Genomic DNA, 26807 nt, shown 5'->3' with positions numbered 1-26807 from the left:
ATTAGCCGTTAGTTAAAGACATTAAATATTTTTTTGGTGTTGTGCCATATTTCTTTTTAAAAGCAGCTATAAAATGGCTTGCAGTACTGTAACCTACTTTTAAGCCAACTTCGTTAACATTATGTTGGCCGGTTTCTAGCATTTTACGTGCGTAATCCATTTTGTGCTCAAACAAAAAACTATATACAGAGTCGCCATAAATTTGTTTAAAACCTTCTTTTAGCTTTTTTAAAGACAAGCCAATTTCATCAGACAATTCTGCTAATGTTGGTGGTTCTGCCATTCTAGCAATAATAATTTCTTTGGCTTTTCTAATTCGTTGTACATTATCTTCATCAACCAAAAAAGGACATTGCTCAATATCTGCATCTTCACTTTTGTTAAAATACAAAGCAATAAGCTCATAAACTTTGCCTTTTATGTATAGGCTTTTTATAGAAGAGTGCAGATTGTAATTCATAATCTGACTTAGAACTATTGCTGTAGCCGGACTCACATTTTCCTGTGAGTAGTATTTTTTATCTTGAAAATCTGAACTTAAAAACGGAATGTAATCTGCTTCTTTAGAAAATAATGAATGAAATTTACGAATTGTCATTACCACAGATACCATCCAAGAGTTAGGGCTTAACTCTAGGTTTAGTGGCAAATCTTTTTGTGTATTGTAAAGTAAAAGAGAGTTTTCTTCAGAAACCTCTAATGCATAGCTACTGTCATTAAAAATAAACTTTCCGTTGCCTTTTAAGCAGTAATGAAACTGTATGAAAGAGCTGTCTATTTCACGTTCAACTTTTTGATTTTCAATACTATCGTTTTGTATTTTAAGTACATAAAAACCATCTTCAATTAGTACTTCTTCAAATGAACCTTGAGCGGTATTTTTTACTTCCATTTTAAATTTTGTTACAGTTTCACTCTATTTAGAAACTTTCTAAATAGAAAAGAGCTATTCATTGTTACCATAACAAATATAAGCATTTAGCCTCTTTTTAGTGTAAATAAGAGATTAAAAAGCGGTAATCGATACTTATTGTTCTTCTAGCGTTATTTTTATTCTAATGCTAGAATTATTTTTGTAACCGATTTGAAAAATTCCCAATGAAGAATTATCATATTTCTAAACATAGTTCCTTTTACACCATAGGTCTTAATTATGAAAAGGCAGATGCAGTAGTAAGAGGCAAATTTAGTTTAGATGAAAAAGCAATGAACACATTGCTAGTAGAGGCGGCAGAAGAAGGTATAGATGGTTTGTTGGTAACCTCTACTTGTAACAGAACAGAATTGCATGGTTTTGCAAAGCATCCATTTCAATTAATAAAATTGTTGTGTGATAATGCTTCTGGTACTGTAGAAGAGTTTCAGGAAGTAGCATATGTATATAAAAATAACGATGCTATTAGCCATTTATTTAAAGTTGGTACAGGTTTAGACAGTCAAATTCTAGGAGATTTTGAAATTATAAGTCAGCTTAAGCAAAGTTTTGTTCGTTCTAAAAAACACAATTTAGCAAACCCTTTTATAGAGCGCTTATGTAATGCGGTTATACAGGCAAGTAAGCGTATTAAAAACGAAACAGAAATATCTAGCGGAGCAACATCTGTAGCTTTTGCATCTGTACAATACATTATTAAAAACGTACCTAATATATCAGAAAAGAATATTTTACTTTTTGGAACAGGTAAAATAGGGCGTAATACGTGTGAAAACTTAATAAAACACACACAAAACTCACACATTACTTTAATTAATAGAACCAAAGACAAGGCAGAGAAAGTTGCTGGTAAGTTTAATTTGGTGGTTAAAGATTATGGAGATTTACAGGCAGAAATTAGAAATACAGATGTATTAATAGTTGCCACTGGTGCTGCACAACCAACCATTTCTAAAGAGTTAATTTATACAAAAAAACCACTATTAATTTTAGATCTTTCTATACCTAAAAATGTGGCAGATAATGTAGAGGAGTTAGATAATGTGTCGCTTATTCATTTAGATCATTTATCTCAAATGACTGATGAAACTTTAGAAAAAAGAAAGCAGTTTATACCACAAGCAGAAGCCATTAATGATGAAATTAAAACCGAGTTTATAAAGTGGTTAGAGACCCGCAAATTTGCTCCGGTAATTAAGGCATTAAAGCAAAAGCTAAATACTATTAAAGAAGAAGAGCTAGATTTTCATAGCAAAAAGGCTGCTAACTTTAACTTAGAAGAGGCAGATATTATAACAGACCGTATTATACAGAAAATTACAAAGCAGTTTGCCAATCACTTAAAAGATGAAAATACAGACGCTAACAATAGTTTAGACTTAATACAGAAAGTTTTTCAATTAGAAGTGAATACAACAAAATGAGCAAAATAATACGCATTGGTACCAGAGATAGTGAACTTGCATTGTATCAGGCAAACAGAGTTAAGTCAGAATTAGAAACCCTAGGATTTAAAACTAAAATAGTAGCTGTTAAATCTGCAGGAGATTTAGAGTTAGATAAACCTTTGTACGAGCTTGGTATTACGGGTATTTTTACTAGAACCCTAGATATAGCAATGCTTAAAGGAGAAATAGATATTGCAGTACACTCTTTAAAAGATGTGCCAACTGTTTTGCCTAAAGGTATTGTACAAGCAGCTGTTTTAGAACGTGGTAATGTTAAAGACACTTTGGTATATAAAAATAACGAAGAGTTTTTAGGTGCCCGTGATGGTGTTATTGCTACCAGTAGTTTGCGCCGTAAAGCACAATGGCTAAACCGTTACCCAACTCATAAGGTAGAAGATATACGTGGTAATGTAAATACACGTTTGCAAAAATTAGAAGATTCTGAAACATGGAACGGAGCAATATTTGCTGCCGCTGGTATAGGTAGATTAAATTTACGACCAGAGGAAGCTGTTAATTTAGATTGGATGATTCCTGCGCCAGGACAAGGTGCAATAATGGTTACAGCAAAAGAAGACGAAGAAGAAATTTTAGCTATTTGTGAAGAAATAAACCATAGAGAAACTGAAATTTGTACAACAATAGAACGTACTTTTTTAAATAGGTTAGAGGGTGGTTGTACTGCTCCAATTGGTGCTTTGGCATATATAAAAAGCGAACAAGTAATTTTTAGAGCCGTATTACTAAGTCCAGATGGAACTAAGAAAATAGAGGTAGACAGACTTGTAAAATTAGGCGATCATAATAACTTGGCAATAGAAGCTGCAGAACACGTTTTAGAACGTGGTGGTAAGTATATTATGGAAGGTTTACACAGTGCTAATAAAGAAACCACTGTTTTTTCTACCAAATTGTTAACTAATGACCAAAAAGATAGGTTAGCAAATGGTATTGCTGCAGAAAGTAGTGATTTTATAAAAATTAGTTCTAACAGAATACCACCAAGAGTATTTAAAAAAGAGATTGAAAATGTAGTTTTTACGAGTAAAAATGCAGTAGAATCTGTACTAACTAATTACGCAGGGTCAGAGCTTCAGTTTAATAATATTTACTGTGTAGGTCGTAAAACCAGACGTTTTATAAAAAACAATATTGGTCCGGTTGCACATTTTGAAAAAAGTGCAAAAGAATTAGCAGAGTATTTAGTAGCTAATTTAGCGGTAAAAGAAATAACCTATTTTTCTGGTAATTTAAGGTTAGATGATATGCCTTCTATTTTAGAAAAAAATGATATTAAAGTTAATGAAATAGAAGCTTACCAAACAAAGTTTGATGCCAAAAAGGTGCCAAACACTGTAGAGGCTGTATTGTTTTACAGTCCGTCTGGTATAGAAAGCTTTTTAAAAGAAAATAAAGCCAATGCAATTGCTTTTTGTATAGGAGATACAACAGCAGCAGAGGCAAAAAAACATTTTGAAGATGTTAGAGTAGCAAAACTACCAACTGTAGAAAGTGTTATAGATTTAGTAAACGAGCATTATAAATAGCTTATAGTTTTTAGCTTTTGTTTATTAAAAAATATAGTTTAAGTTAAATAAATTCCTTCTCCTGCGGAGAGGGCTAGGGAAAGGATATGATAAAAAACGATTTATTTTTAAGAGCCTTAAAAGGTGAAACCGTAGACAGGCCACCAGTTTGGATGATGCGTCAGGCAGGTAGATACTTGCCAGAGTTTATGGAAATAAAGAAAAAATACGATTTCTTTACGCGTTGCCAAACCCCAGAGTTGGCATCAGAAATAACAGTGCAACCCATACGTAGATATGGTATGGATGCTGCTATTTTATTTTCTGATATTTTGGTTATTCCACAGGCAATGAATATAGAGGTTGAAATGAAACCTAATTTTGGGCCTTATTTGCCAAACCCTATTCGTACTTCTAAAGATTTAGAATCTGTTATTGTACCAGACATAAACAGCACACTTGGTTATGTTATGGATGCTATTAAAATGACAAAAGAGAAGTTAAATGATGATATTCCTTTAATTGGTTTTGCAGGTTCTCCTTGGACAATTTTATGTTACTGCGTACAAGGGCAAGGTAGTAAAACGTTTGATAAAGCAAAGGAATTTTGTTTTACCAACCCGGTTGCAGCTCATCAATTATTGCAAAAAATTACAGATACTACAATAGCTTACCTTAAAGAAAAAGTTAAGGCTGGTGTTAACGCTGTTCAGGTGTTTGACTCTTGGGGAGGTATGTTATCACCAACAGATTATCAAGAGTTTTCTTGGCAGTACATACAGCAAATTATAGATGCCTTAAAAGATGAAGCTCCGGTTATAGCTTTTGGTAAGGGATGTTGGTTTGCATTGGGTGATATGGCTAAATCTGGTGCATCTGCATTAGGTGTAGACTGGACTTGTTCTGCACGTAATGCACGTTACTTAACTGGAGGTAATATTACATTACAAGGTAATTTTGATCCGTCTAGGTTATTATCTCCACCAGAAGATATTAAAAAAATGGTGCACCAAATGATAAATGAGTTTGGTAAGGATAAGTATATAGTAAACCTTGGTCACGGTATTTTGCCAAACATACCGTTAGAAAATGCAAAAGCATTTATAGACGCTGTAAAAGAGTATAAAGCTAATTAGTGAAAGTCTGGACCAGAATAAAAAGTTTAAGTGTAAGACAGTTTTTTAAACTGTCTTTGCTGTTTTTAAGACATCCGTTATTATTGGTTCCTAGTATAAAAGCAACAAAACAAACATTTGCTCTTTGCAATACCTACTATCCAGGTGGGCACGGTAAAAGTAATAAAGGTAATGCGTTTAGACACGCAGTGTGGAATGCTCTTTTGTGTACTTACTCACTAAAACGTACAAAAAGCAAGCAAAAAAGTGTGTTTTGGGCTCAAAAAGTAACCGATTTGTATGAAAAAGTTACTAATAATAATGAGTTAGATGAACTAATGGACCTACAGAACAATGCTGTTGGTAGACTTTATTTTTTTAATTATGCAGACAAAAAGGAATCGGAATTAATAAACTTTATTTTTGAAAAAAGTAAGGTAGCCGAAAAAATTGCAAATGCAAAAGACATAAAACTATATCCTGCAAATATGGTATATATTGTATCTTAGTTTTTAAGAATTTTAAAACATAACAAATGCTCAAAAATATCTTAAAAGGAATAAAAGCCTATGCTGGTACTTTTGCTTTAATTTCTAAGCTAAAACTTTGGAAATATTTTCTTGTTCCTGTACTAATTAGCGTATTAACAGCAGCAATAATTGTTTTGTTAGCTATTTGGTTGTCTGGTAGTATTGGTGGTTTTATAGCACAAATCTGGATTTGGGATTGGGGCAAAGAGGCTTTTACTGCAGTTTCTAACTTTATAGGCGCAACAGTAATTGTTGTAATAGGTTTATTGTTATACAAACACATTGTAATGGCATTATCTGCACCTTTTATGAGTCCTGTATCAGAAAAAATAGAGGCACATTTAACAGGTGTACCGGCACATAGCCATACAAACACTACTTTTAGTGAGCAATTATGGCGTGGTATACGCATAAACGTAAGAAACTTAGCTAAAGAAATTTTATTTACAATACCAATTCTATTACTTGGTTTTATACCAGTAATTGGGGTAGTCTCTACAGTGTTACTGTTTTTAATGCAAGCATATTACGCAGGTTTTGGTAATATGGACTATACTTTAGAACGCCATTTTAACTACAAAGAGAGTGTTGCATTTGTTAAAAAAAATAGAGGTTTAGCTATAGGTAATGGTATTGTTTTTATGCTGTTTTTGTTTGTACCATTAGTAGGTATTATTCTTGTTTTGCCTTTGTCTGTTACTGCTGCAACATTAAAAACAGTAGAAATTTTAAAGAAAGATACTTTAACTATTAAAAAATAATTAGTATGCCACACTTTGTTATAGATTGTTCTAGTGATATTTTAAAACTGCAAAATCCAGCGGAGGTTTTACAATCAATACACGCTGTAGCAGTAGCTTCTAATTTATTTGATGAAGCAGATATAAAAGTACGTTTAAACCCTTTTGCAGAGCACTATTTGGTAGGAGGTGAGCAAAAACCTTTTATTCACGTTTTTGCTAACATTATGGAGGGTAGAACTAAGGAACAAAAAGCAAATTTATCAAAAGAAATAACACGTAAATTAAGCCAGTTATTCCCAGAAATCCCTTTTGTAGCTATTAATATTAGAGATTTTGAAAAGGAAACTTATTACAATAAATCAATGATTTAAAATAGTATGGTTTTAAGAGATATGCTTTGTTTAGATAAATGCACTTATAAAATAATAAATGAATATTATTGAGAAATACGATAAACCTTTTCGGTACGGAGCTATAGTTTTAAATATAATTTTTGCCTATAAGTTATTTGTAGTTTGGTATACGCCAAACATTACTGATGCTACTAAAATATTATCATATGTTACCCTTATGGCTTTTGAATTTGCTATGGTGCATTCTGGTTTATTTATGGCTTTTTTACCTAAGCGGACATCATTATTTCTCTTAGTACCTTTATATGGTGCTTTTGCTCTTGCTTTTAATAGTTTTATAGAAGGTAATGATATTTTAATACTGTATTGTGTTGTAGTTTTTAATCGTATGCGCTATGCTTTTTTTAATGTTAAACAAGAGTTGAAAAATGAATTAATACTAAAGTCTGTTATTTCTGTAATAGGTTATTTTTTTTTATTATTGGGAACACTACTAATACAATCTGTAATTCCAGAACTAGGTTTAACTAAAGATTTTTTAGCAAAATCTAATTTTTATAAAGATCTTACAATTACTGGTTTGTTTGTTAGTCAGCCACAAATTCCGCTATTTTTTGGGGTTCTCTATTATTTATTTTTAGCAATAACCGATGCATATTTAATTAATGATAGCAATAAAGTAGTAGCTAGTAGACAAGATTTATAAAAGACATTTAAAAATTTATGATATAATGAAAGATAAGTTTTATAACTATATACAAGAATTACAGGATACTATTACCACTAAGTTAGAAGTTATAGATGGAGATGCTAAATTTAAGCAGGACATTTGGAAACGTCCAGAAGGTGGTGGAGGTAGAACCAGAGTTATAGAAAATGGTGCTGTTTTTGAAAAAGGTGGTGTAAATATTTCTGGAGTTCACGGAAAGTTACCAGAAAGTATGCAAAAGTATTTTGGTGTAGAAGATGCTAACTTTTTTGCTTGTGGACTAAGCTTAGTATTACACCCTAAAAACCCAATGGTGCCTACTGTACACGCAAATTGGCGTTATTTTGAAATGTATGATACAGACGGTAACATTGTAGACCAATGGTTTGGTGGTGGGCAAGATTTAACCCCTTATTATTTGTTTAATGAAGATGCTACTCATTTTCATAACGTATGTAAAACTGCTTGTGATAAGCACAATCTAGAGTTTTACGCTAAATACAAAGCACGTTGTGATGAGTATTTTTGGAACGCACACAGAAATGAAGCTCGTGGTGTTGGTGGTTTATTTTTTGATTATTGTAAAGCAACAGACGCTATGTCTATGCAAGATTGGTACAATTTTGTTACTGAGGTAGGCAATAGTTTTTTAGATTGTTATGTGCCTATTGTAGAAAAAAGAAAAGAATTGCCTTATACCAAAGAAGAAAGAGATTGGCTAGAGATTAGACGTGGCCGTTATGTAGAATTTAATTTGGTGCACGATAAAGGAACGTTGTTTGGGCTAAAAACAAACGGACGTATAGAGAGTATTTTAATGAGTTTACCGCCGCATGTACAATGGGTTTATGATCATACTCCAGAGGAAGGTAGTGAAGAAGAAAAATTGCTTCAGGTTTTAAAAACACCTAAAGAATGGGTGTAGTATAAAAAGTTATATTAGAGTATTGAAATAAAAAAGGTGTCTAAAGTAATTTTAGACACCTTTTTACATTTGGGGAACAATCAATTAAACTAATAAAAAAAACTATTTCATTGGTAAAACAACGGTATCTACTACGTGTATAACGCCGTTAGATTGATTTACATCTGCAATTGTAACTGTAGAAATATTACCTGCAACATCTTTTAACTGCACTTTACCGTTTGTAACCATTGCAGTTAGTTTTTCATCAGCAACAGTGGTAAATTCAGCTTTTCCTTTGCCCATTTTTATTGCTTTTATAATGTCTTTAGCAGAGTATTTACCGGCAACTACATGGTAGGTAAGTACTTTTTGTAATGTTGCTTTGTTTTCTGTCATTAATAATGTCTCTACGGTACCTTTTGGTAATTTTTCAAAAGCCATATTTGTTGGTGCAAAAACAGTAAAAGGACCTTCTCCTTGTAATGTTTTTACTAAGTCTGCAGCTTTAACGGCAGCAACAAGTGTTGTGTGGTCTTTAGAGTTTACAGCGTTAGTTATAATATCTTTTGTTGGGTACATTTCTGCGCCACCAACCATTTTTGTTTCAGCTTTCATCATTTTATCTTGTGCAAAAGTGTTTGCTCCAATTAATAGTGTTGCTGCTAATAATGTCGATTTTAATACTTTAGATAATTTCATTTATAAGTGTTTTAAATTTCTGTTTCAACCTTACCTACGGTAAAAAGTAAAACAGGGTTTTACAAAAATGTCTCTTTTTTATATTGTTGTATTGTTTATGGTGAAAATTACAAAACCAACTACCTAGTATAATTGTATATACTATAAGTTGCTACAATCTTATATTGTGGTAATATTCTCTGTTTTTAGGTTAAAGAGCAGTATTAAAGGCATATTTAAAAAACATATTAAGCTACAAGAAACTATGTAGTTTGTTATAGTGGGAGTTTATAAGAAATAAAAAACGCCCCATATGGAGCGTTTTTTTATAGAGTAAAAAGTGTTTTTATGTTATTCTAATACATCTTTTAAATTGTCGCCAGATTTACGATCTATTAGTTTGTTGTAAGGATCTATACCAGCTTTTTCAGGCTTTTTATCTGTTACAATTGTAAATGTATTGTCTCCTGGTGCCAACCATTTTAATTCAAAATAGTAAGGATCTTTTATGGTAACATTCTCATCATTCTTAATATCAGGTCCAAAAAGTCCTATGTCAACTAAATTCTTTTTAGTGTCAGTTTCTCTTTCTTTTCCTTTATCATCATAATAAATTTTAGAAGAGTTTACAGTAAAAGTAGTTTCCCATTTTCCGTTGTCTAATTTTTTGGTTTTAGCATTTACAACTTTATTTTCATACAAAACAATTTCTTTAAAACCATCAGTAACCTTATATTTTAAAGAGTCTGGTGCTATAGCGTAAATGGCATCATATAAATTTTCAGATGTAGCATACACTCCTTTGTTAAAGTATTTATACTCGTTTAAAAATTGCTTTAGCGCACTATTAATTTTGTCTTCGTCAATAACATCTTGTAATTCATACATAACCATAGAACCTTTACGGTACCAAATATGCTGACCAGTTTCTACATTTAGTAAAGACCGTTCTGGCTTAAAACTAAACTGGCGTGCACTTAAATAAGAGTCTAAAGAATTTTTTAAGAACGATTTTATTCCGTTTTCTCCATACTCTTTTTTCATTGTCATTAATGACACGTATTCTGCTAAGGTTTCAGAAATTATATTAGATCCAGAGGTTTTACTAGGAGTTACAATATGTCCCCACCATTGGTGTGCCACCTCATGAGATGTTACTCTAAACGCATAATTAAAATCTTCTGCTTCTGAAAAGTTAGCTACAAAACCAAAATCTTCAGAATATGGTATTGTGGTGGCAAAAGACTGTGCAAAAGTTGAGTATGCAGGGAATTCTACAATTCTGATAATAGAATACGGATATTCATAAAAGTTTTTAGAGTTGTAATCTAAAGATATTTTTATGCCGTTAATAAAGTGTTCTAAATTTTTCTTGTGTTTAGGAGAATGGTAAATTTCTATAGCTACTTTTTTTCCGCTTGGGGCTGTCCAGTTATCCTTTTTAACATCATAAGCAGCAGATGCAAAGTTGAAGAAATAATCTGTTGTTTCACTTAATTTATAAGTAAAGTAACTTCTATTGTCTTTATCCCATTTTTTAATAAGGTTACCAGGAGCAATAGCTGTTTGCCCTTTAGCGGTGCTTACAGTAGCTTCAAAATTCATATAATTTGCATCTTCATTAAATAAATTTTTACGCAAGGCAATGCTATCTGTTCTTGGAGACAACAGATAATCCATTTCTTCTAACCCATATTTTTTACGCGTACCGTTGTCGTTTAAAGCAATTTCATAATGAAAAGAAGGGAAAATATCATCTCTAAAAAAAGAGCCGTTATTTAACACATTTGTTTCTAGTCCGTTAGAAAAACCTTTAGTAATAGCTCTAGTATTTATAACTAAAGAAGCAGTATCCTTTGGTTGTAAAGGTTGCGGTAATTTATATATAAATAACCTGTAAATACTATCTTTTAAAAATGGTTGTAGTTCTTTACCGTTGTATACAACCTTAGTTATTTTAGTATCTGCAACACCAAATTTAACTTCCATTAAAAGTGTGTCTATTGGAGTATCAAAATTATTTACTGCAGTAAAATTACCTTCTGCATAAACGTCTCTTTCCTCAGGGTAAATATCTACTTTAGCCTTTAAATCTATAATTTGTATATGAGGCTTGTTTATGTATTTGGCATATTTTTTTTCTGCATCTGCTGCAATTTTATTGCTGTAGTCTGCGCTTCCTATACTGTTTAAAACTTGTAAATTATAGTAGCTATATGCACCAACAGCAACAAAACCAATGCTAAATACAACAAAAGCAATTATTGTTTTTCCTTTAAAACGACTAGCAGCAAGGCGTAGCCTTTCTTTAAAAGAAGAGTAAAATCCTCTGCTCCAAAAAACATAGCCAACTACAGCTAAAATACAGCTAAATAATATCCAATACAGATTTAGCCAAAAACTACCTGTTAAATAATGTCCAAAGCCATTTAAATCACTTAAAAAGCTACCAGGTACACCGCCATAAAGAAATAATGGGTTGTTTACTTTAAAAACTAAGGTAATTAGTAGCGGTAAGCCTAAAGAAATTACAATAACTAAAAAGTGACCTAAGAATTTATTGTTTGCCAATATGTGAATAAAAAACGCCAGCAATACTGTTGTAATGTAAGCCGGAAAAATGTAAGCAAAATTAAATGTAAGATACATACCCAACTCATAATTAAAATAGCCATTATAAGTTTGATATAACATACCAACTAAAATGGTAATTAATGTAAGTACAACAGCTACGCATATAAGTGCAATAATTTTAGAGATGTATAATGTTGCGTTGGTTACTGGTAGTGCGTCATAAAATTCAAATGTTTTACTTTTTCTTGTTCTGTGTACCGCTTCACCAGCATAAATAACCAGTATAATAATGGAAAAAACTAATAGCCCAGAGCTTAACTCTTGTACCATAAAACGGGTTATTGGTAAAGATGGTGTGCCGTAGGTTTGCGTAGTTTGTGTTGCAATAAATACAGAGAAAATAATACCAACCAGAATAAGTATTCTAAAAGCATTTTCTTTTACAATAGATAAAAATTCAATTTTACTTAAAGACCATAAATTACCCCAAATAGCTTTGTTGCTAAATACTTGTTCTATACTATTTGTAGCAATTGTTGTTTGTGGTGTGCTATTATCTTCTTTTAATTTTTTAGCTTTTTTAGGTATTAAAAAGCTTGGGTAAGAGAATTTAAATAATGTAAATAAAAATATACCAACACTAATAGCTAACCATAGTAAGCGGTTTACTAAAAACTCTCCATACATTGGTAAGTACAAGGTGTTAACCTCGTTAATAGACCAGTATTTTTTTATGTACTTATACGCTTCGGAGCCAAAAGGATCTACATAAATACTTAACCATTGACTATCTAAATTGCTTAATAAAGTACCAGCAACATTACTAAGTATAAAAATTAAAATTCCGCCTAAATACAAAATAGACATTCTTTTAAAAAATGTCATTAGACTAAAGAATAATGCGCCAATAAATAATGAGTTAAGCGTTAAGAAAAATACAAAAGGGAGTATGTAAGATGTGATATCAAAAGCTGTATAAACGCCATAATCTGGTCTGTTCCATAAAGCTCCAATACCAATACCAATCATAGTGCCTAATACGGCACCAATATTCATAATAGTTACAATAGTAAAACTACCTAAAAAGCGACCAAGAATATAGTTTTTTTCTGTTACAGGAAATGTAAAGTAGGTTTGTGCGGTTTTGTGCTCTTCATCTCTAAATACTGGTACGCCCATAATTGCAGCGTAAAAAAACAAACCAAGCATACTTAATGCTCCCAAAACACTGGCAATAGAGCTTGGACTGTTTACAAATTGTGCTGTGCCAGAATCTAAGCTAAATAACGCTAGTAAACACGGAATTATAAACATTAAAAAAATGTAGATGTAGGTTACTGGTCTGCGTAACCTGTACTTTATTTCAAATAAAAATATTTCTTTCATAATTACACAGTTTGGTTAGCCATTTGGTTAATACTGTAAAAGTAAAAATCTTCTAAGGTGTTGCTTATAACTTCAAAACCCTCACCAGGGTTGCTTTCAGCAAAAACATTAATGTTTAGGCTGCCACTGCGTAGGTATGATGATAGTACGGTGTAATTGGCTTCATACTCAGCAATTTCTTCTTTATGAATACTTTTTCTAAATACCTTACCATTTAAAGAGTTGGTTAATTCCATTGGGTGCCCTTGTACCAGTACTTGCCCCTCATTAAAAACTGCCATATTTGTGCATAGGTTAACAACGTCATCTACAATATGTGTAGATAAAATTACTACAGCATCTTCTCCCAACTCGCTTAATAAATTATGAAAACGGTTACGCTCTAGGGGATCTAAACCAGCAGTTGGCTCATCTACAATTATTAATTTAGGATTACCAATTAGTGCTTGTGCTATACCAAAACGTTGGCGCATACCACCAGAGTAATCTCCTAAATTTCTTTTTCTAAACTTGTATAAGTTTACTTTGTTTAGCAAATCTGCTACGTATGCTTTGCGCTCACTACTATTTTGTATTCCTTTTATTTTTGCAATATGATTTAGCATCATTTCTGCAGAAACTTTAGGGTAAACACCAAAATCTTGTGGTAAATAACCCAATACTTTGCGTAATTCTTCAGGAGTTTTAAAAACATCTACACCATTAAACTCTATACTACCGCTATCTGCTAACTGTAATGTGGCAATGGTTCTCATTAAACTAGATTTACCAGCGCCATTTGGACCTAAAAGACCAAACATACCTTTGCTAATTTCTAAATTTACATTGTTTAATGCTTTTGTTCCGTTAGGATACGTTTTGTTAAGGTCTTTAATAGATAGCATATGTAATATATTTAAGTTTTGTTGATATTAATTGGTTAGTAACCTTAGTTGTTAAATTGTTACATAATTAAGTGTGTAATTTAAGAAATGTCTTACTGTTTTAACAATTATCTCCAAGTAATGGCTTTTTTAGAAGCATCTTTAAATTGATAAACAATATGTGCTAGCCTTGCTTTAATTAGTTGTTGTCTGCCGTATTTTGTTCTGGTATATATTAAGGAGGAATTACCAACAAATTCTTCCCAATAAAAATGAAATCTTTTGGCTTCTGCTTTACGTTTACAGAAAATGGTAGGTACAACGTAATAGGTTCGCAAATTCCATTTTCTTTTTAACCAAGAGCTATTGTCTATTAAATACTTTGGATTGTCTACAGGAGCAATAATTTCTTCTAGAGCAGTAATAAATAAAGAGCTCTCATTAGTAGTTACGCCTGTTATGTAAAATGCAAAAACACCATTACTATACCGGTCGGTTTCTAGTTTAATTTTGTTTATTGGTGTTGTTATTTTTTGTAATGCCACTAAGGAATGTAATACAGCTTGTGCTATTTTTTGTGTTTTACGCTCCATATTGCCAAATAAAAAGTAAAGCTTTAGTGCTTTGTATGCTTTAGGTATGAAACCTAAAAAAATAGCGCCAAAAAATAGTGATATAAATTGCATTACTCCCTTACTTAATAGTATGCCTACATTTTTTAAAATAAACTCTGGTATTATAGCAAATGTACCAACTAGCACTTCTAAAAAAAGATATTTACTAGCGTTTACACTGCGTAATTTTTTTTGTTTGGTATAAGGTTCTTTGTAAGGGTATAAAATGTTTAATTCTCTAATAAAAACATCTCCTTTACCAATTGCTTTTTTCCATCTGGTGGCAATTAAATCTCTTTTGGTTGCAATGGTAAAAGTATCTTTATTTAATTGTTCTATGTTTATTTTTGGTGAGTATTGCAAAGGTAAACCTAACCTATCTAAACCATTAACAATGTAGGGTTCTCCTTTTAGAGCAACACCCATAAAAGCATTAAATCTGCGGGTTAGTTTTTCTAAATCTTTACCACCTTCGGGATCTGTAGGATCTAAACAAGCCAAGTGCCAAATATTACCAGTTTTGTTTTTATTACCAGCTTGAGTTCTAATAGCTCTACCACGCATTTGGTTAGATGATACAAACGAGCCAACATAAGACGCCAATACCAAGGTGTTAATTGCAGGAGCATCCCAACCCTCGCCAAGTAAAGCTTTTGTACCAATTAGTATTTTTACGGTTCCGTTTTCAAAAAGCGCTGTAACTGCAGATACTATTGTGTTTTTCCCTTTTGTAAATGAAGTTATAATAACAAAATCTTCATCTGCCTCTAAAGGTTTTACAGTAAATGTAGTATGGGCTGCTATTTTTTTTAAATTGATGAGGGCACTCTTATGCAAAATTACAATAGAGCCAGTTAAAATACCTAGTTGTTCTTTATGTTTGCCTTGTGTACGTAAGTATTGAAAAATAGAAACAACACCTAATTTATTTAATTCTTCAAGTTTAGAGCCGTCAAAATACAGAAATTCTTTTCGTATAAAATCTGTTAAAATAACAGCTCTTAAATCGTCTTTTAAATTATCACTTTCGGCAGTAATAATGGCATTTATACTTTTTAATTTGCTAGGGCTATTGGCTAATGTTCTGTACAAATCTTCAACACCAACAAAATCTACTCGCATTTTACTAAAAGCACCAATTTTTCGTAAATCCCTTTCAATGGTATGTAGCTTCTGTTCAAAAGGTAAAAGTAAATCTCGTTGTACAACCAGCATTTCTTGCAGTAAAACTTGTAGCCAGTTGTAGTTTAAGTTTGGAAACTCAATTTTATCATCCTTAAAACCTAAAATTGCTATTTTTTCTTTTGGAACAGTTATTTTTGCTGCATTTAAAAATATAATTAAAGAAGAGTAAAATAGTGGTTTGTTGTATATACTTTCTAGCTCTTCTTCTGTGTTCTTGTAAAACGGATGTTCTTGTAAAATGTTGGTAAACTCAGTATCATCTACAAGTGTATTTATAAAGTTTAAAATGTTTTCACGGTAGGTAACAATACTTTCTATTTGTTTTTTATCTGGCTTAGAAAAATACACATAATCTTGGTGCGGACATAAATCTCCATTTTTAACTAAATCAGGAACCACAATTTCATCGTCTATTGGTCCGCATAAATCAAAATATTTTTTTACCTCATTAGCTTCGCTGTCATAAGGAGGTGTAGCGGTTAGTGATATTACCGTTATGTCATCTGCCTTTTTAATTTCAAATAAGCATTTCCACCACTCATTTTTTAGGTGGTGTGCTTCATCTAAAACAATAGTTTTTATGTTGTTTTTCTTTATAAAGTTAACTAGAGTTTTAGGGTTGTCTAGCTTGTTAAAATCTTTATGTAAAGCGTGCAAAGCCTGGTAGGTAGTAAAGGTAATTTGCTTTGGTTTTTTTATGTTTAAAGAGTAGTTTGTATAACTTTTATCTTCTAAAAAAAAGGTAAGCATTCTGTCTCTCCATTGGTTTCTAATGGTTAAAGAAGGTGATAATACCAAGGTAGTTTGGTTAACTCTTTTAAGCATTTCTATGCCTAAAATTGTTTTTCCAGATCCAGGTGGCGCTACAACGTGTAGGTGCTTGTCGTTAATATGCGTATCAAAATTGTCTAAGAATTTTTGCTGATAGGTACGCCAAGTAAACTTAAATTGTAAAATGTTGTTAATAGTACTCAAATGAAGGCTCTTGGTTTCTGTATTTTTGGTTGATATTAAGTAACTTTGACACTACTAAAGTAAACAATAATTATGTATCCAATTATTAGAAACAGAAGATTGCGTAGTAACGAGGCAATCCGTTCTTTGGTTCGTGAAACCATAGTATCTCCAGATGATTTTTTAGTGCCACTTTTTGTGGTAGAAGGTAAAGCTATAAAAGAAGAAATACCGTCTATGCCAAATTATTTTAGGTATAGTTTAGATTTGTTAGAAAATGAGGTAAAGGAGCTTTGGAAAATGGGCTTAAAGTCGGTTTTACTTTTTGCAAAAGTGCCCGATAATTTAAAAGATAATAAAGGTACAGAAGCTGTAAACCCAGACGGATTAATGCAACGTGCTGTTAAAACAGTAAAAAACGCTTGTCCAGATATGTTGGTAATGACAGATGTTGCTTTAGACCCTTATTCTTCTTACGGCCATGATGGTATTATAGAAAATGGGTTGGTTTTAAATGATGAATCTGTTGAGGTGCTTACAGAAATGAGCGTGTCACATGCAGAAGCAGGAGCAGATTTTGTTGCACCTAGTGATATGATGGATGGACGTATTTTAAGCATACGTGAAGCTTTAGAGGATGATGGTTTTTACAACACTGGTATTATGAGCTACAGTGCAAAGTATGCCTCTGCTTTTTACGGCCCTTTTAGAGATGCTTTAGACTCTGCACCAGTAGATGAAAAAGATATACCTAAGGATAAAAAAACATACCAAATGGATTATGCCAACCGTTTTGAAGCCATTAGAGAAACAGAAATGGATATTGATGAAGGTGCAGATATTGTAATGGTAAAACCAGGACTTTGTTATTTAGATATTGTTCGTGAAATTAAAAATGAGGTAGATGTACCAGTGGCAGTTTACCAAGTTAGTGGAGAGTATGCAATGGTTAAAGCAGCAGCAGAAAAAGGTTGGTTAAACCATGATGCAGTAGTTATGGAGCAACTTACCGCAATAAAAAGAGCAGGTGCAAATATTATTGCAAGCTACTTTGCTAAAGATGCAATTCGTATTTTAGGGTAATTTTTTAAATACAAATTATAAAGGCTTGCTAAAAAGTACAACACACTTTTTAGCAAGCCTTTTTTTGTAATACATTATAATATGCAATTTTTTATTACGAATAAAGGTTAAAACCTTTCGGAAATAGGTGCGTATTATAGCAGTCCTATAAAAATATATAGTTTAGTCCTGTTTAATACCCTTATTTAATGTGCTAACACAATATATATGATACAGTTTTTAAGAAATATTTTAGGACTTGGCCCTGCAGAACCCACAAATTTGCGTAAAAAGCCCACAGCTAATACACAAGCAAGAACTCTTGCAAAAGAAGTTATTACTGATAATTTGGAAATGGATTATACAATGGTTTATCCGTATTTGGTTTCTAAAAAAACAAAAGAAATAGATTTGACTGATGATTTAGTTTCGGTTTTTTATGAATCAGAAGATATTTATGCTCCTACTGTACAGGCTTTTGTAATGATGGATAAAAGCAAAGAAGATGCAAACGGAGAAATAGATGTTTTTCATTTAAAAACAAGTAATAAAACTGAAAAAGACTTTAAAAAGCTTGATAAACATAGCATAACCAATTTGGATAATTTAGAATTGCCTTTTATGTATTGGGATTTCACTGATGAAAAAAATGAGTATGATATTTTATCAGCCAGAATTACTCCGCTTTCAAGTGAAAAAATATTGAGTAGAAAACATATGTTAGAGGCTCACAAAATGCTAAACTCTAATGAGCTATTGGTTTCTATTCCAAGAAAAGGGCTTATTTATGTTTGTTCTTATTTGCTAGACACCAAACATATATATCAATTTATAGACATTCATACATATATGATATTAACTAACAAGCAGAATTGTGAACTTTTATGTGAAGATCTATTTGTGGTTAAAAATGGAGAAATAAGTAATGTAATAGGTTTAAGTCAGCTGTCTGATAAGCTAAGAGAAGGTAAACTTTAATAATCCCTTTTAACAGGGTATAATTGTATAAACTATTCTTTTAATTTTACACCTTACTGCATCAATCTTAAAAATTATCTATGAAAAAAAACCTACTACTATTATTAATTGTAATACTATTTAATAGCTGTTTTGGCGGAGATAAGACTGATGAAGAATTGTTGGCTAAAGACAAAAAAACTCTTGTAGCTAGTATAAACTCTGACAAGGTGTTATCCTATAAATTTGGAAAAATACTAATTAGAGCATCTGTGGCAAAAGACACTGTTTCTCCAGAATTTGCAGAGTTTAAGTCGGATTTAGATAGGGTTTTCTCTAAAATTTCTAAGTACAACTCTAATGACCAAGAGAGTTTATCTGTTTTAGATTACATTTCTATTTATAGAGATTACAAAAAAATGGAAAACTTTATTATGGAGACTGATGAGGATGAGTTTCCTACATTGTTAGAAGCTTTTAATGCATCTAATACACAAGGAAAAAAAATTTTAGCTGGTAAAGAAAAAGAGTATGTGCAGAATATAGAGCATTCGGTTTTAAGTGCAATTGTTATTTTAAGTAGAGATATTGGTAAAGAGGTCTCTTTGTATGAATGTTCTAAAACTAAACCAGAATTGCTGCCAGACTCTGAAATAAAAACACTTTTGCAATATTTTAGAGGTTTTTTGTTTTTTGAGAAAAAACTATACTACTTATCTGAAGATGAAATATCTAGAAACATAGATTGGTTAAATGCTAATGAGGGTGTAGACTTGCCATACACAAGAGCTATGTTCCAGTGGGGAAATCTAAATAATGAGCAAACCCATATTGGTTTGCACTCTTTAAATCATTTATTTAGAGGTTTTGATAGGCTAATGATGGAACGAGATATAGATGAAGAACGTGCATTAGAAGATTTTGAAATGTTTTTAGAAGACTCAAAAAAAATAGGATTAGATAATGAGGTAATTTGGTCTATAGAGTCTTACTTATATCTTAAAAAAGAAAAAAATGATAAAGCCATAGCTGCTTTAAAAAAATTAAAAACAAGTGATTTGCTTTCAGCTAAAGAAAAAGAAAGGTTAGGTGAGTCTATAGTATATGTAAAAAATAGAGAGCCAGGTAAAGTATTAAACGGTTTTTATGATAAATACTTTTTAAGCAAAATAGCAACCAAATATATGCTGTCTCTTTTAGCAGAGGTAGATTGGCAAAAGTTAATGGAAGAGCAAAACGTACCACACACTAAAGAAATGTTTACTGCTATAGAAAATTTTAACAGCTTTATAAAAAATTACAATAAGTATACAAGCTCTGAAAATTTAGAGAAAACAGGAGAAGAGCTGTTACAACAGGGTGAAGGTCTTTGGGACAAAACAAAAGGGTTGTTAGATTAAGCTACAAATTATCTTTTTTAAAAGCGTAGTATGAGTTTTAAAACTAGTATTACGCTTTGTTTTTTCATGAAAGTATCAATATATCGCATAATTTACTAATTTTTTAATTGTTAAAATTTTTACATTCGTTGTTGACTAATAATTAAGATTGTTGGTACTTAATATATTGAAACAATGAAATTTACATTTATAAAATACATTGCTTTAGCTGCATTTTTGTTTACTTCTTACACTGCATTTTTACCAGCAACATTAACTACAACTACTTTTAACACTAAAAATACAGAACCTACTATTGCAAAGGATAGTAGTTTAGATTTTAATCCAAATTTTCATATTTATTTATGTTTTGGGCAGTCTAATATGGAAGGTTCTGCAACTATACAAAAGAAAGATTTATTGGAGAACAGCCGTTTTAAAGTATTACAGTCTTTAGATTGTGATAATCTTAAAAGAAAAAAAGGGGAATGGTATACGGCTGTAGCTCCTTTAACTCAATGTTACACAGGTTTATCTCCTGCAGATTATTTTGGCAAAACAATGGTTAACAATTTAGCAGATAGTATTAGTATAGGTCTTGTAAATGTTGCTGTTGGCGGATCTGATATTAGGTTATTTGATAAAGAAATTTATGCCAATTATGATGATACTTATAAAGAAGATTGGTTTGCAGATAAAATTAAAGCATATGGCGGTAACCCATATAACCATTTAATACAATTGGCTAAGCAAGCGCAAAAGAGAGGTGTTATAAAAGGTATTCTTTTACACCAAGGAGAAAGCAATACAGGTGATGAAAAATGGCCATCTTACGTAGCTACTATCTACAACAATATGTTAGCAGATTTATCATTAAACGCAGCAGAAGTACCTTTGCTGGCTGGTGAAATGGTACACGAAGATCAAGGAGGTAAATGTGCAAGTATGAATCCAATAGTTAATACATTGCCAAGTGTAGTCCCAACTGCACATATTATTTCTTCTAAAGAATGCGAGGCACGTAAAGATAGCGTGCATTTTAATTCTGCCGGAGTACGAGAATTAGGAAAAAGATACGCTCAGAAAATGCTACAACTTAAGTATAAGTAAAAAGCAACCACATTATATTACAACGTTAGTAATGTTTTAATACTAACATAAAATACCATACTTTTGGTTTTTAAGTTGTAAATAGATGTCTACACCATCAGTAATTCAAAAACATGGTTTTAAAGAAGGGTTGCCACAAGAGTTTGAGTTGGTAAACCTTGCAGACTTGTACAACAATTTTTTTGATGATTTAATAGTTCCTCACAGAGCAGATTTTTATCAAATTATATGGTTTAAAAAAGGAAATCCCAAACATATGGTAGATTTTAACCCTATAGACATTAAACCAAACTCAATTTTATTTGTAGATAAAAATAGTGTACAATGTTTTGATGCGGATGTGGCAGTAGAGGGTGTAGTTTTACTGTTTACAGATAACTTTTTTTGTAAGACCGATGAAGACACAAAGTTTTTAAGAAGTAACATGCTTTTTAACGATCTGTATTCTATCTCTACCATACAAGTGCACAAACTTACATCTATTTATACAGGTCTTTTTCAATTTATAGAAGAAGAACTACGGGCGAGTATAGATAATTACCAATCTGATATACTTAGAAATTACCTTCAGAATATTTTACTTTTATCAGAAAGAGAAAGGCAAAATCAGCATAGTAAAAAAATAAATAAGGGGCCAGATATAGATTACGTAATTAAGTTTAGAGACTTGTTAGATAAAAATTTTGTTGAGCAAAAATCGGTAAGCAAGTATGCAGACCAACTAAACGTAACTCAAAAACGTTTAAATGCAGCTACATTAAAAGTAATGGATATTACGCCTAAACAAATGATAGATGCCAGGGTAATATTAGAGGCAAAGCGTTTGCTAGTACACACAGAGGATAGCGTAAAAGAAATTGGCTACAGAATTGGTTTTGAGGAGCCTACAAATTTTGTAAAATATTTTAAAAAACACCAAGGCTTTACACCAACCGAATTTAGAAAAAAAATACTACTGGCGTAAAATTACCATTTTTAGCCGTATTTGTATCATAATACATAACTCCTGATAGCGCAAATTTGCTTCATAATTTAACCCCAATAAATGAAACAAATTAGTAAAAATGAAATTGTTAATTGATGTATTAGGTTGGTCAGGTTCTGGCTTTTTAATCCTTGCTTATGGGATTACACTTATAGAAAACAATAAGTACGTTAACTATGCAAAGTACTTAAATCTTTTTGGAGCACTTTTAATAGCCATAAACTGCTATTATTATAATGCTATACCATCATTTGTTTCTAATTTAATTTGGTGCATTATGGCTACCTTAACTATTTACAGAACAAAAAAGAAACAACGCTATTTTGTTAAGCCAAAATTTAAAATGTAAATTATTATACCCTGTTTTTTTTATTTTTGATATTTTACAAAGTAGTATTACTTTACTAGTAATTTTTAATTACATAGAACTGCTAACTTTTTGCTATTTTCGTAATCTAATCATATACTATGGGTCTTTTAATATTTTACGCATTTATTTCGGTATTCTTTTCATTCTTGTGCTCTATACTAGAGGCGGTTTTATTAAGTGTTACTACTACATTTATAAACGTTAAAAAGAAAGAGGGTAAAAGCTTTGCAACAGAATTAGAGGCTTTAAAAAAAGATGTAGATAAACCGTTAATTGCTATTTTAACATTAAATACAATTGCACATACAGTTGGTGCAATTTTAGTGGGTGTACAAGCAAAAGTTGCCTATGCAGAAATGTATGGTACTGCAACAACTAGTGTTTTTGGCGTTACTTTTACAGAAGATTTAATGGTTGGTATTGTGTCTACTTTAATGACAATTTTAATATTAGTAGCCTCAGAAATTATACCTAAAACTATTGGTGCAACGTACTGGAAACAACTAGCAAATTTTACAACAAAGGCATTAAAAATAATGGTCTTAATTTTAAAATATACAGGCCTACTTTGGTTATTGCAAGTGTTTACTAAATTAGTTGGAAGTAAAGAGCACCACGGTAGTGTGTTAAGTAGAGAAGATTTTACAACTATGGCAGATATTGCACATGAAGAAGGTGTTTTTCAGGAATCTGAATCTAAAATTATACGTAATTTATTAGAGTTTGATGAAATTTTAGCCAAGCATATAATGACGCCACGTACGGTTTTAAAATCTGCGGCAGAAACAGCTACAATAGGGGAGTTTTATGAAGCTAATCCTAAAATGCGTTTTTCTAGAATTCCAATATACAGTGGCTCTTTAGATAATATAACTGGTTTTGTATTAAAAGATAATATATTAGAAGAGGTTATTAATAAAAACGGGAATTCTCCTTTGTCTAGTATAAAAAGAGAAATTTTAGCAACGGAACGTAATACACCTATTCCGCAGTTGTTTGAAACGTTTATAAAGAAGAGAGAACACGTTGCTTTGGTTGTAGATGAATATGGCTCCGTAAGTGGTTTGGTTACTATGGAAGATGTTATAGAAACTTTGTTAGGAATGGAGATTATGGATGAGAGCGACCATATTGCGGATCTACAATCTCTGGCCAGAAAAAATTGGGAGAACAGAGCTAAAAAAATGGGGCTAATTGTTGAAGAAGATGGTAAAACAGATACTTCTGAAACAAAACCAGATGCTGCTGAAGATACAAAATGATAGAAACAGCTTACATAAAGACTCCGTTAGGTATTGCTAAATTAGAAGGCGATGAAGACGGACTTTCTGTAATTTCTGTTTTTGATGATGGCGAAATAACGGAAGTAATTCCAGAAGTGCTTGAAGATGCTGTTTACCAACTACAAGAATATTTTAGAGGAGAACGCACTACGTTTAGTTTAACTTTAAATCCTGCTGGTACAGATTTTCAAAAAAAAGTATGGGATGCGCTTTTACAAATACCGTACGGTAAAACATATTCTTATTTAGAATTATCTAAAATTTTGGGAGATCCAAAAGCTATAAGAGCTGTTGCAGCTGCAAATGGTAAAAATCCCTTGTGGATTATGGTTCCCTGTCATAGAGTAATTGGTAGTGATGGTTCTTTAACAGGTTACGCAGGTGGTTTGCACCGCAAAAAATGGTTGCTAGAACATGAGAGTCCTGTTACACAAACCTCTTTATTTTAAAATAAAAAAAGAGTCAACTTATAAAAATTGACTCCTTTACCTACTATAATAAGTATTTAGTTTTTACACGTAATTTCACTAGATTTTACATCATCTGCTGTGGCGTCAGATTGTTTTATACTCTCTTCAAATAAAACAAATTTATCTATAGCGTGCCCAGAAGATCTTGCAGATACCTCCATAGTGTATGTACCAGCGTTGTTAAAGGTCACAAAAATAGGATGACTATCATTGTCAGAGGTACTTGCTTGCCATTTAAAATCTAAATCGTTACCACTTCGGTATACTTTAAACCAACCGTCTTTAGAAGATCCTTCAGGGTTTGGAGTTTTACCTGTGTCATTTGGGTATACTGTGCTACCTTCTTTTTTGCCAAAAAAATCATCTGCATCTGCAAAACGTAACCAAGTATCATTATGGTCAGATCCGCTATCTCCTTTTTTTACGGCAGATTTCCACATAAAACGGTATGTACCCGGATTGGTAATTTTAATGCTATACGTAGCCAAACCTTCTCCAGGTTTTCCTAAGTATTGATTTCCTTCCCAAACCATATATCCTTTTCCAGATACGTTGTTCCCGTCATTTTTTTGAGTCCAGTTATCTGTAAACACAGCGTTTTCAAACTCCACGCTAATAAGACCATCTTTTTCAATAAAAACATAATTCTCAATTTCACTACAGTTAGTGTTTTGTTCTTCAGAACTTTCTGTATCATCTACATTATTGGTGTCATCACTATCATCACTACTAGAACAAGAAAAAAATGTTGCAGCAATTAAGGCTAATGGTAATAATTTTAATTTCATAAGTATGTAAGTTGTTTTTTTAATTAACTGTATTTGTAAGATTTTATTGACTAAGAATAGTATATTTCGATAAACGGTTATTTATACTTATATTCAGTTTTCTTTTAACACTAAACCATAACTATGCTTCATAAAATTAATCTGGAACATGTACTTTTTTTAGATATTGAAACAGTGCCTGAGAATGAGGATTATAACCAAATGACAGATGAAAAAAAAGAACTATGGGCACAAAAAACAGCCTATAAAAGGCAAGACGACTTTACGCCTGAAGAATTTTATGATAGGGCAGGTATTTGGGCAGAATTTGGTAAAATAGTATGTATATCTGTAGGGTATTTTAACACAAAAGGAGATGTACGTAATTTTAGAGTGACTACTTTTTTTGGAGAAGAAGATATTCTACTAAAAGAATTTAAAAACCTGTTAACCACGCATTTTGCATCACCTAAATACGTTTTGTGCGCACATAATGGTAAAGAGTTTGATTTTCCTTACATTGCGCGGCGTATGGTTATTAACCGTATAGATTTACCACCAAAACTTAATTTATTTGGTAAAAAACCTTGGGAGGTGCCGCATATAGATACTATGGAACTTTGGAAATTTGGAGACTTTAAGCATTACACTTCATTAAAGCTAATGACCAATGTGCTTGGTGTACCATCACCTAAAGAGGATATTGATGGTAGTATGGTTAGGGATGTTTTTTATATAGATAATAATATAGACCGTATTGTAAAGTATTGCGAATTGGATGTTATTGCAATAGCCCAAGTTTTTCTTAGGCTACGCAATGAGGACTTATTGGTAGATGATGAAATTAAACGAGTGTAAACCACTAGTTACTCATTGTACTTAAGCTGTATAAAAACAGGAAAATGATCACTGTAACCACCAACGTATTTACGGCCAACATATGTTCTAAATGGTGTGCCTTTAAACTTGCCGTCAAACTCGGTTAAAAAATGCTCATCAAAAATATTAGCTTCTAAAAAACTATGCGTTCCTTTTTCATAATTTAAAAAACTATGAGATATAATAATCTGATCAAATAAGCTCCATTTTCTCTTGTAGCTGGCACTCCCTTTCTCAAAAGTTAGTAAATGCTCACTAGGGTTATAAAACTTATTTGTATCCATTAATGTTTGTATGCTATCAGATTTTGGACTATCATTAAAATCACCCATAACTATGTAATTAGGGTTTGGATTTTTTTCTTCAATTTTAGCCATAAAGTTAATAAGCACTTTTGCAGCTTCAATTCTCTTATAATCTGTAGTAATTTTGCCTTCTCTTTTAGATGGCCAATGGTTTACAAAAACGTGTACTTCTTCACCATTTAATTTACCGTGTACATAAAGTATATCTCTTGTATTATCTACATCGCCATTAGTGTTTATAATATGTACGTGTATAGGCTCAGAATGTAAAACCGTAAAATAATCTTTATTGTAAATTAATCCGGTATCTATGCCACGCTCATCAGGAGAATCATAATGCACGTAATCATAATTTATACGTTCTAAATTACTATTAGTAACAAGGTCTTTAACAACATTTTCATTTTCCACTTCTGCAATACCAATAAGTACAGGAGGTTCTTTTGTGTTATGTGTTCCTATTTCCGATATGGTTTTTGTGAGTTTAAAAACCTTTTTCTTGTACCTATTATTTGTCCATCTTTTTTCACCTTTAGGAGTAAAATCATCATCTAAAGTTGTGGGGTCATCAATAGTATCAAACAGATTTTCTAAATTGTAAAAGGCAATTGTCACCAAATTAATCTTATTTTTTTATTTTAAAGTAGTAAAAAAAGTGTTTACTTTTTAATATTAGATGCTAAAATACAAAAATAGCTTAGCAAGTATTGATTAGATT

24 protein-coding genes are annotated in these 26807 nt (G+C 31.7%); 17 read left to right on the top strand and 7 right to left on the bottom strand.

The annotated features are described in order from the left end of the window. Position 1: 1 nt before the first annotated feature. The gene (locus tag JM80_RS02815) at positions 2 to 892 is read right to left on the bottom strand and encodes an AraC family transcriptional regulator (protein WP_013621115.1); all 891 of its coding nucleotides are present in this window, start codon (positions 890 to 892) and stop codon (positions 2 to 4) included. Positions 893 to 1098: 206 nt separating this feature from the next. Here JM80_RS02815 and hemA point away from each other — a divergent pair, with 206 nt between their 5' ends. From hemA to hemF, 8 genes are all read left to right on the top strand, one after another. After that, entirely contained in the window at positions 1099 to 2358 is a 1260-nt protein-coding gene (gene hemA, locus JM80_RS02810; RefSeq protein WP_013621116.1) for a glutamyl-tRNA reductase, read from the top strand. Next, entirely contained in the window at positions 2355 to 3932 is a 1578-nt protein-coding gene (hemC, locus tag JM80_RS02805) for a hydroxymethylbilane synthase (protein ID WP_144709161.1), read from the top strand. Before hemA ends, hemC begins: the two co-directional genes overlap by 4 nt. 86 nt (positions 3933 to 4018) lie before the next feature. Then, the gene (gene hemE, locus JM80_RS02800) at positions 4019 to 5047 is read left to right on the top strand and encodes a uroporphyrinogen decarboxylase (RefSeq protein ID WP_013621118.1); all 1029 of its coding nucleotides are present in this window, start codon (positions 4019 to 4021) and stop codon (positions 5045 to 5047) included. A 56-nt stretch (positions 5048 to 5103) separates the two neighbouring features. Then, positions 5104 to 5535 carry a hypothetical protein gene (locus JM80_RS02795; RefSeq protein ID WP_144709160.1) on the top strand — a complete coding sequence of 144 codons (432 nt, stop codon included), beginning with the start codon at positions 5104 to 5106 and terminating at the stop codon, positions 5533 to 5535. A gap of 26 nt (positions 5536 to 5561) precedes the next feature. Next, a complete protein-coding gene (locus JM80_RS02790) occupies positions 5562 to 6317 on the top strand; it encodes an EI24 domain-containing protein (RefSeq protein ID WP_144709159.1) in 756 nt (251 codons plus the stop codon). Positions 6318 to 6322: 5 nt separating this feature from the next. After that, on the top strand, positions 6323 to 6670 hold the full coding sequence (locus tag JM80_RS02785) for a 5-carboxymethyl-2-hydroxymuconate Delta-isomerase (protein ID WP_144709158.1): 348 nt from the start codon (positions 6323 to 6325) through the stop codon (positions 6668 to 6670). A 58-nt stretch (positions 6671 to 6728) separates the two neighbouring features. Continuing rightward, positions 6729 to 7358, top strand: coding sequence for a hypothetical protein (locus tag JM80_RS02780; RefSeq protein WP_144709157.1), 630 nt, complete (start codon positions 6729 to 6731; stop codon positions 7356 to 7358). A 25-nt stretch (positions 7359 to 7383) separates the two neighbouring features. Beyond that, the gene (hemF, locus tag JM80_RS02775; protein ID WP_144709156.1) at positions 7384 to 8286 is read left to right on the top strand and encodes an oxygen-dependent coproporphyrinogen oxidase; all 903 of its coding nucleotides are present in this window, start codon (positions 7384 to 7386) and stop codon (positions 8284 to 8286) included. 102 nt (positions 8287 to 8388) lie between these two features. Here hemF and JM80_RS02770 read toward each other — a convergent pair whose 3' ends face one another. From JM80_RS02770 to JM80_RS02755, 4 genes are all read right to left on the bottom strand, one after another. Beyond that, the gene (locus JM80_RS02770) at positions 8389 to 8967 is read right to left on the bottom strand and encodes a fasciclin domain-containing protein (RefSeq protein ID WP_034646498.1); all 579 of its coding nucleotides are present in this window, start codon (positions 8965 to 8967) and stop codon (positions 8389 to 8391) included. A 330-nt stretch (positions 8968 to 9297) separates the two neighbouring features. After that, entirely contained in the window at positions 9298 to 12906 is a 3609-nt protein-coding gene (locus tag JM80_RS02765) for a M1 family aminopeptidase (protein ID WP_144709155.1), read from the bottom strand. A gap of 2 nt (positions 12907 to 12908) precedes the next feature. Next, positions 12909 to 13790 carry an ABC transporter ATP-binding protein gene (locus tag JM80_RS02760; RefSeq protein WP_034646495.1) on the bottom strand — a complete coding sequence of 294 codons (882 nt, stop codon included), beginning with the start codon at positions 13788 to 13790 and terminating at the stop codon, positions 12909 to 12911. A 107-nt stretch (positions 13791 to 13897) separates the two neighbouring features. After that, a complete protein-coding gene (locus JM80_RS02755) occupies positions 13898 to 16543 on the bottom strand; it encodes a DEAD/DEAH box helicase family protein (protein ID WP_144709154.1) in 2646 nt (881 codons plus the stop codon). Positions 16544 to 16615: 72 nt separating this feature from the next. Here JM80_RS02755 and hemB point away from each other — a divergent pair, with 72 nt between their 5' ends. The 8 genes from hemB to JM80_RS02715 all read left to right on the top strand — a co-directional run bounded on the left by hemB (position 16616) and on the right by JM80_RS02715 (position 24117). Beyond that, the gene (hemB, locus tag JM80_RS02750) at positions 16616 to 17605 is read left to right on the top strand and encodes a porphobilinogen synthase (RefSeq protein WP_013621128.1); all 990 of its coding nucleotides are present in this window, start codon (positions 16616 to 16618) and stop codon (positions 17603 to 17605) included. A gap of 207 nt (positions 17606 to 17812) precedes the next feature. Continuing rightward, positions 17813 to 18562 (top strand): hypothetical protein, encoded by a 750-nt coding sequence (locus tag JM80_RS02745; protein WP_144709153.1) that lies wholly within the window; start codon positions 17813 to 17815, stop codon positions 18560 to 18562. 80 nt (positions 18563 to 18642) lie between these two features. Continuing rightward, a complete protein-coding gene (locus JM80_RS02740) occupies positions 18643 to 19941 on the top strand; it encodes a short-chain dehydrogenase (protein WP_144709152.1) in 1299 nt (432 codons plus the stop codon). 174 nt (positions 19942 to 20115) lie between these two features. Next, positions 20116 to 21030, top strand: coding sequence for a sialate O-acetylesterase (locus JM80_RS02735; RefSeq protein WP_013621131.1), 915 nt, complete (start codon positions 20116 to 20118; stop codon positions 21028 to 21030). A gap of 85 nt (positions 21031 to 21115) precedes the next feature. Continuing rightward, positions 21116 to 21994 carry an AraC family transcriptional regulator gene (locus JM80_RS02730; protein WP_144709151.1) on the top strand — a complete coding sequence of 293 codons (879 nt, stop codon included), beginning with the start codon at positions 21116 to 21118 and terminating at the stop codon, positions 21992 to 21994. A gap of 100 nt (positions 21995 to 22094) precedes the next feature. Then, positions 22095 to 22364, top strand: a complete 270-nt coding sequence (locus JM80_RS02725; protein ID WP_013621133.1) for a hypothetical protein — start codon at positions 22095 to 22097, stop codon at positions 22362 to 22364. A 119-nt stretch (positions 22365 to 22483) separates the two neighbouring features. Continuing rightward, complete coding sequence (locus JM80_RS02720) at positions 22484 to 23647, top strand: CNNM domain-containing protein (RefSeq protein ID WP_013621134.1); 1164 nt, start codon at positions 22484 to 22486, stop codon at positions 23645 to 23647. Next, complete coding sequence (locus JM80_RS02715; RefSeq protein ID WP_038507360.1) at positions 23647 to 24117, top strand: methylated-DNA--[protein]-cysteine S-methyltransferase; 471 nt, start codon at positions 23647 to 23649, stop codon at positions 24115 to 24117. Before JM80_RS02720 ends, JM80_RS02715 begins: the two co-directional genes overlap by 1 nt. Before the next feature lie 56 nt (positions 24118 to 24173). Here the strand turns inward: JM80_RS02715 and JM80_RS02710 are convergent, their stop codons facing one another. Further along, positions 24174 to 24926 (bottom strand): hypothetical protein, encoded by a 753-nt coding sequence (locus JM80_RS02710; protein WP_144709150.1) that lies wholly within the window; start codon positions 24924 to 24926, stop codon positions 24174 to 24176. A 123-nt stretch (positions 24927 to 25049) separates the two neighbouring features. Between JM80_RS02710 and JM80_RS02705 the strand changes: the two genes are divergently transcribed. Then, entirely contained in the window at positions 25050 to 25763 is a 714-nt protein-coding gene (locus JM80_RS02705) for a 3'-5' exonuclease (RefSeq protein ID WP_144709149.1), read from the top strand. An 8-nt stretch (positions 25764 to 25771) separates the two neighbouring features. On the opposite strand, the gene JM80_RS02700 is transcribed toward JM80_RS02705, so the two are convergent. Continuing rightward, on the bottom strand, positions 25772 to 26707 hold the full coding sequence (locus JM80_RS02700; protein ID WP_013621138.1) for an endonuclease: 936 nt from the start codon (positions 26705 to 26707) through the stop codon (positions 25772 to 25774). Between the last annotated feature and the right edge of the window lie 100 nt (positions 26708 to 26807).

The sequence above is a fragment of the Cellulophaga sp. RHA_52 genome (assembly GCF_007827205.1).
GTDB classification, from domain to species: Bacteria; Bacteroidota; Bacteroidia; order Flavobacteriales; family Flavobacteriaceae; genus Cellulophaga; species Cellulophaga lytica.
Note: the sequence above shows the minus strand (reverse complement) of the source record. Positions and strands in the feature narration are given on the sequence as shown.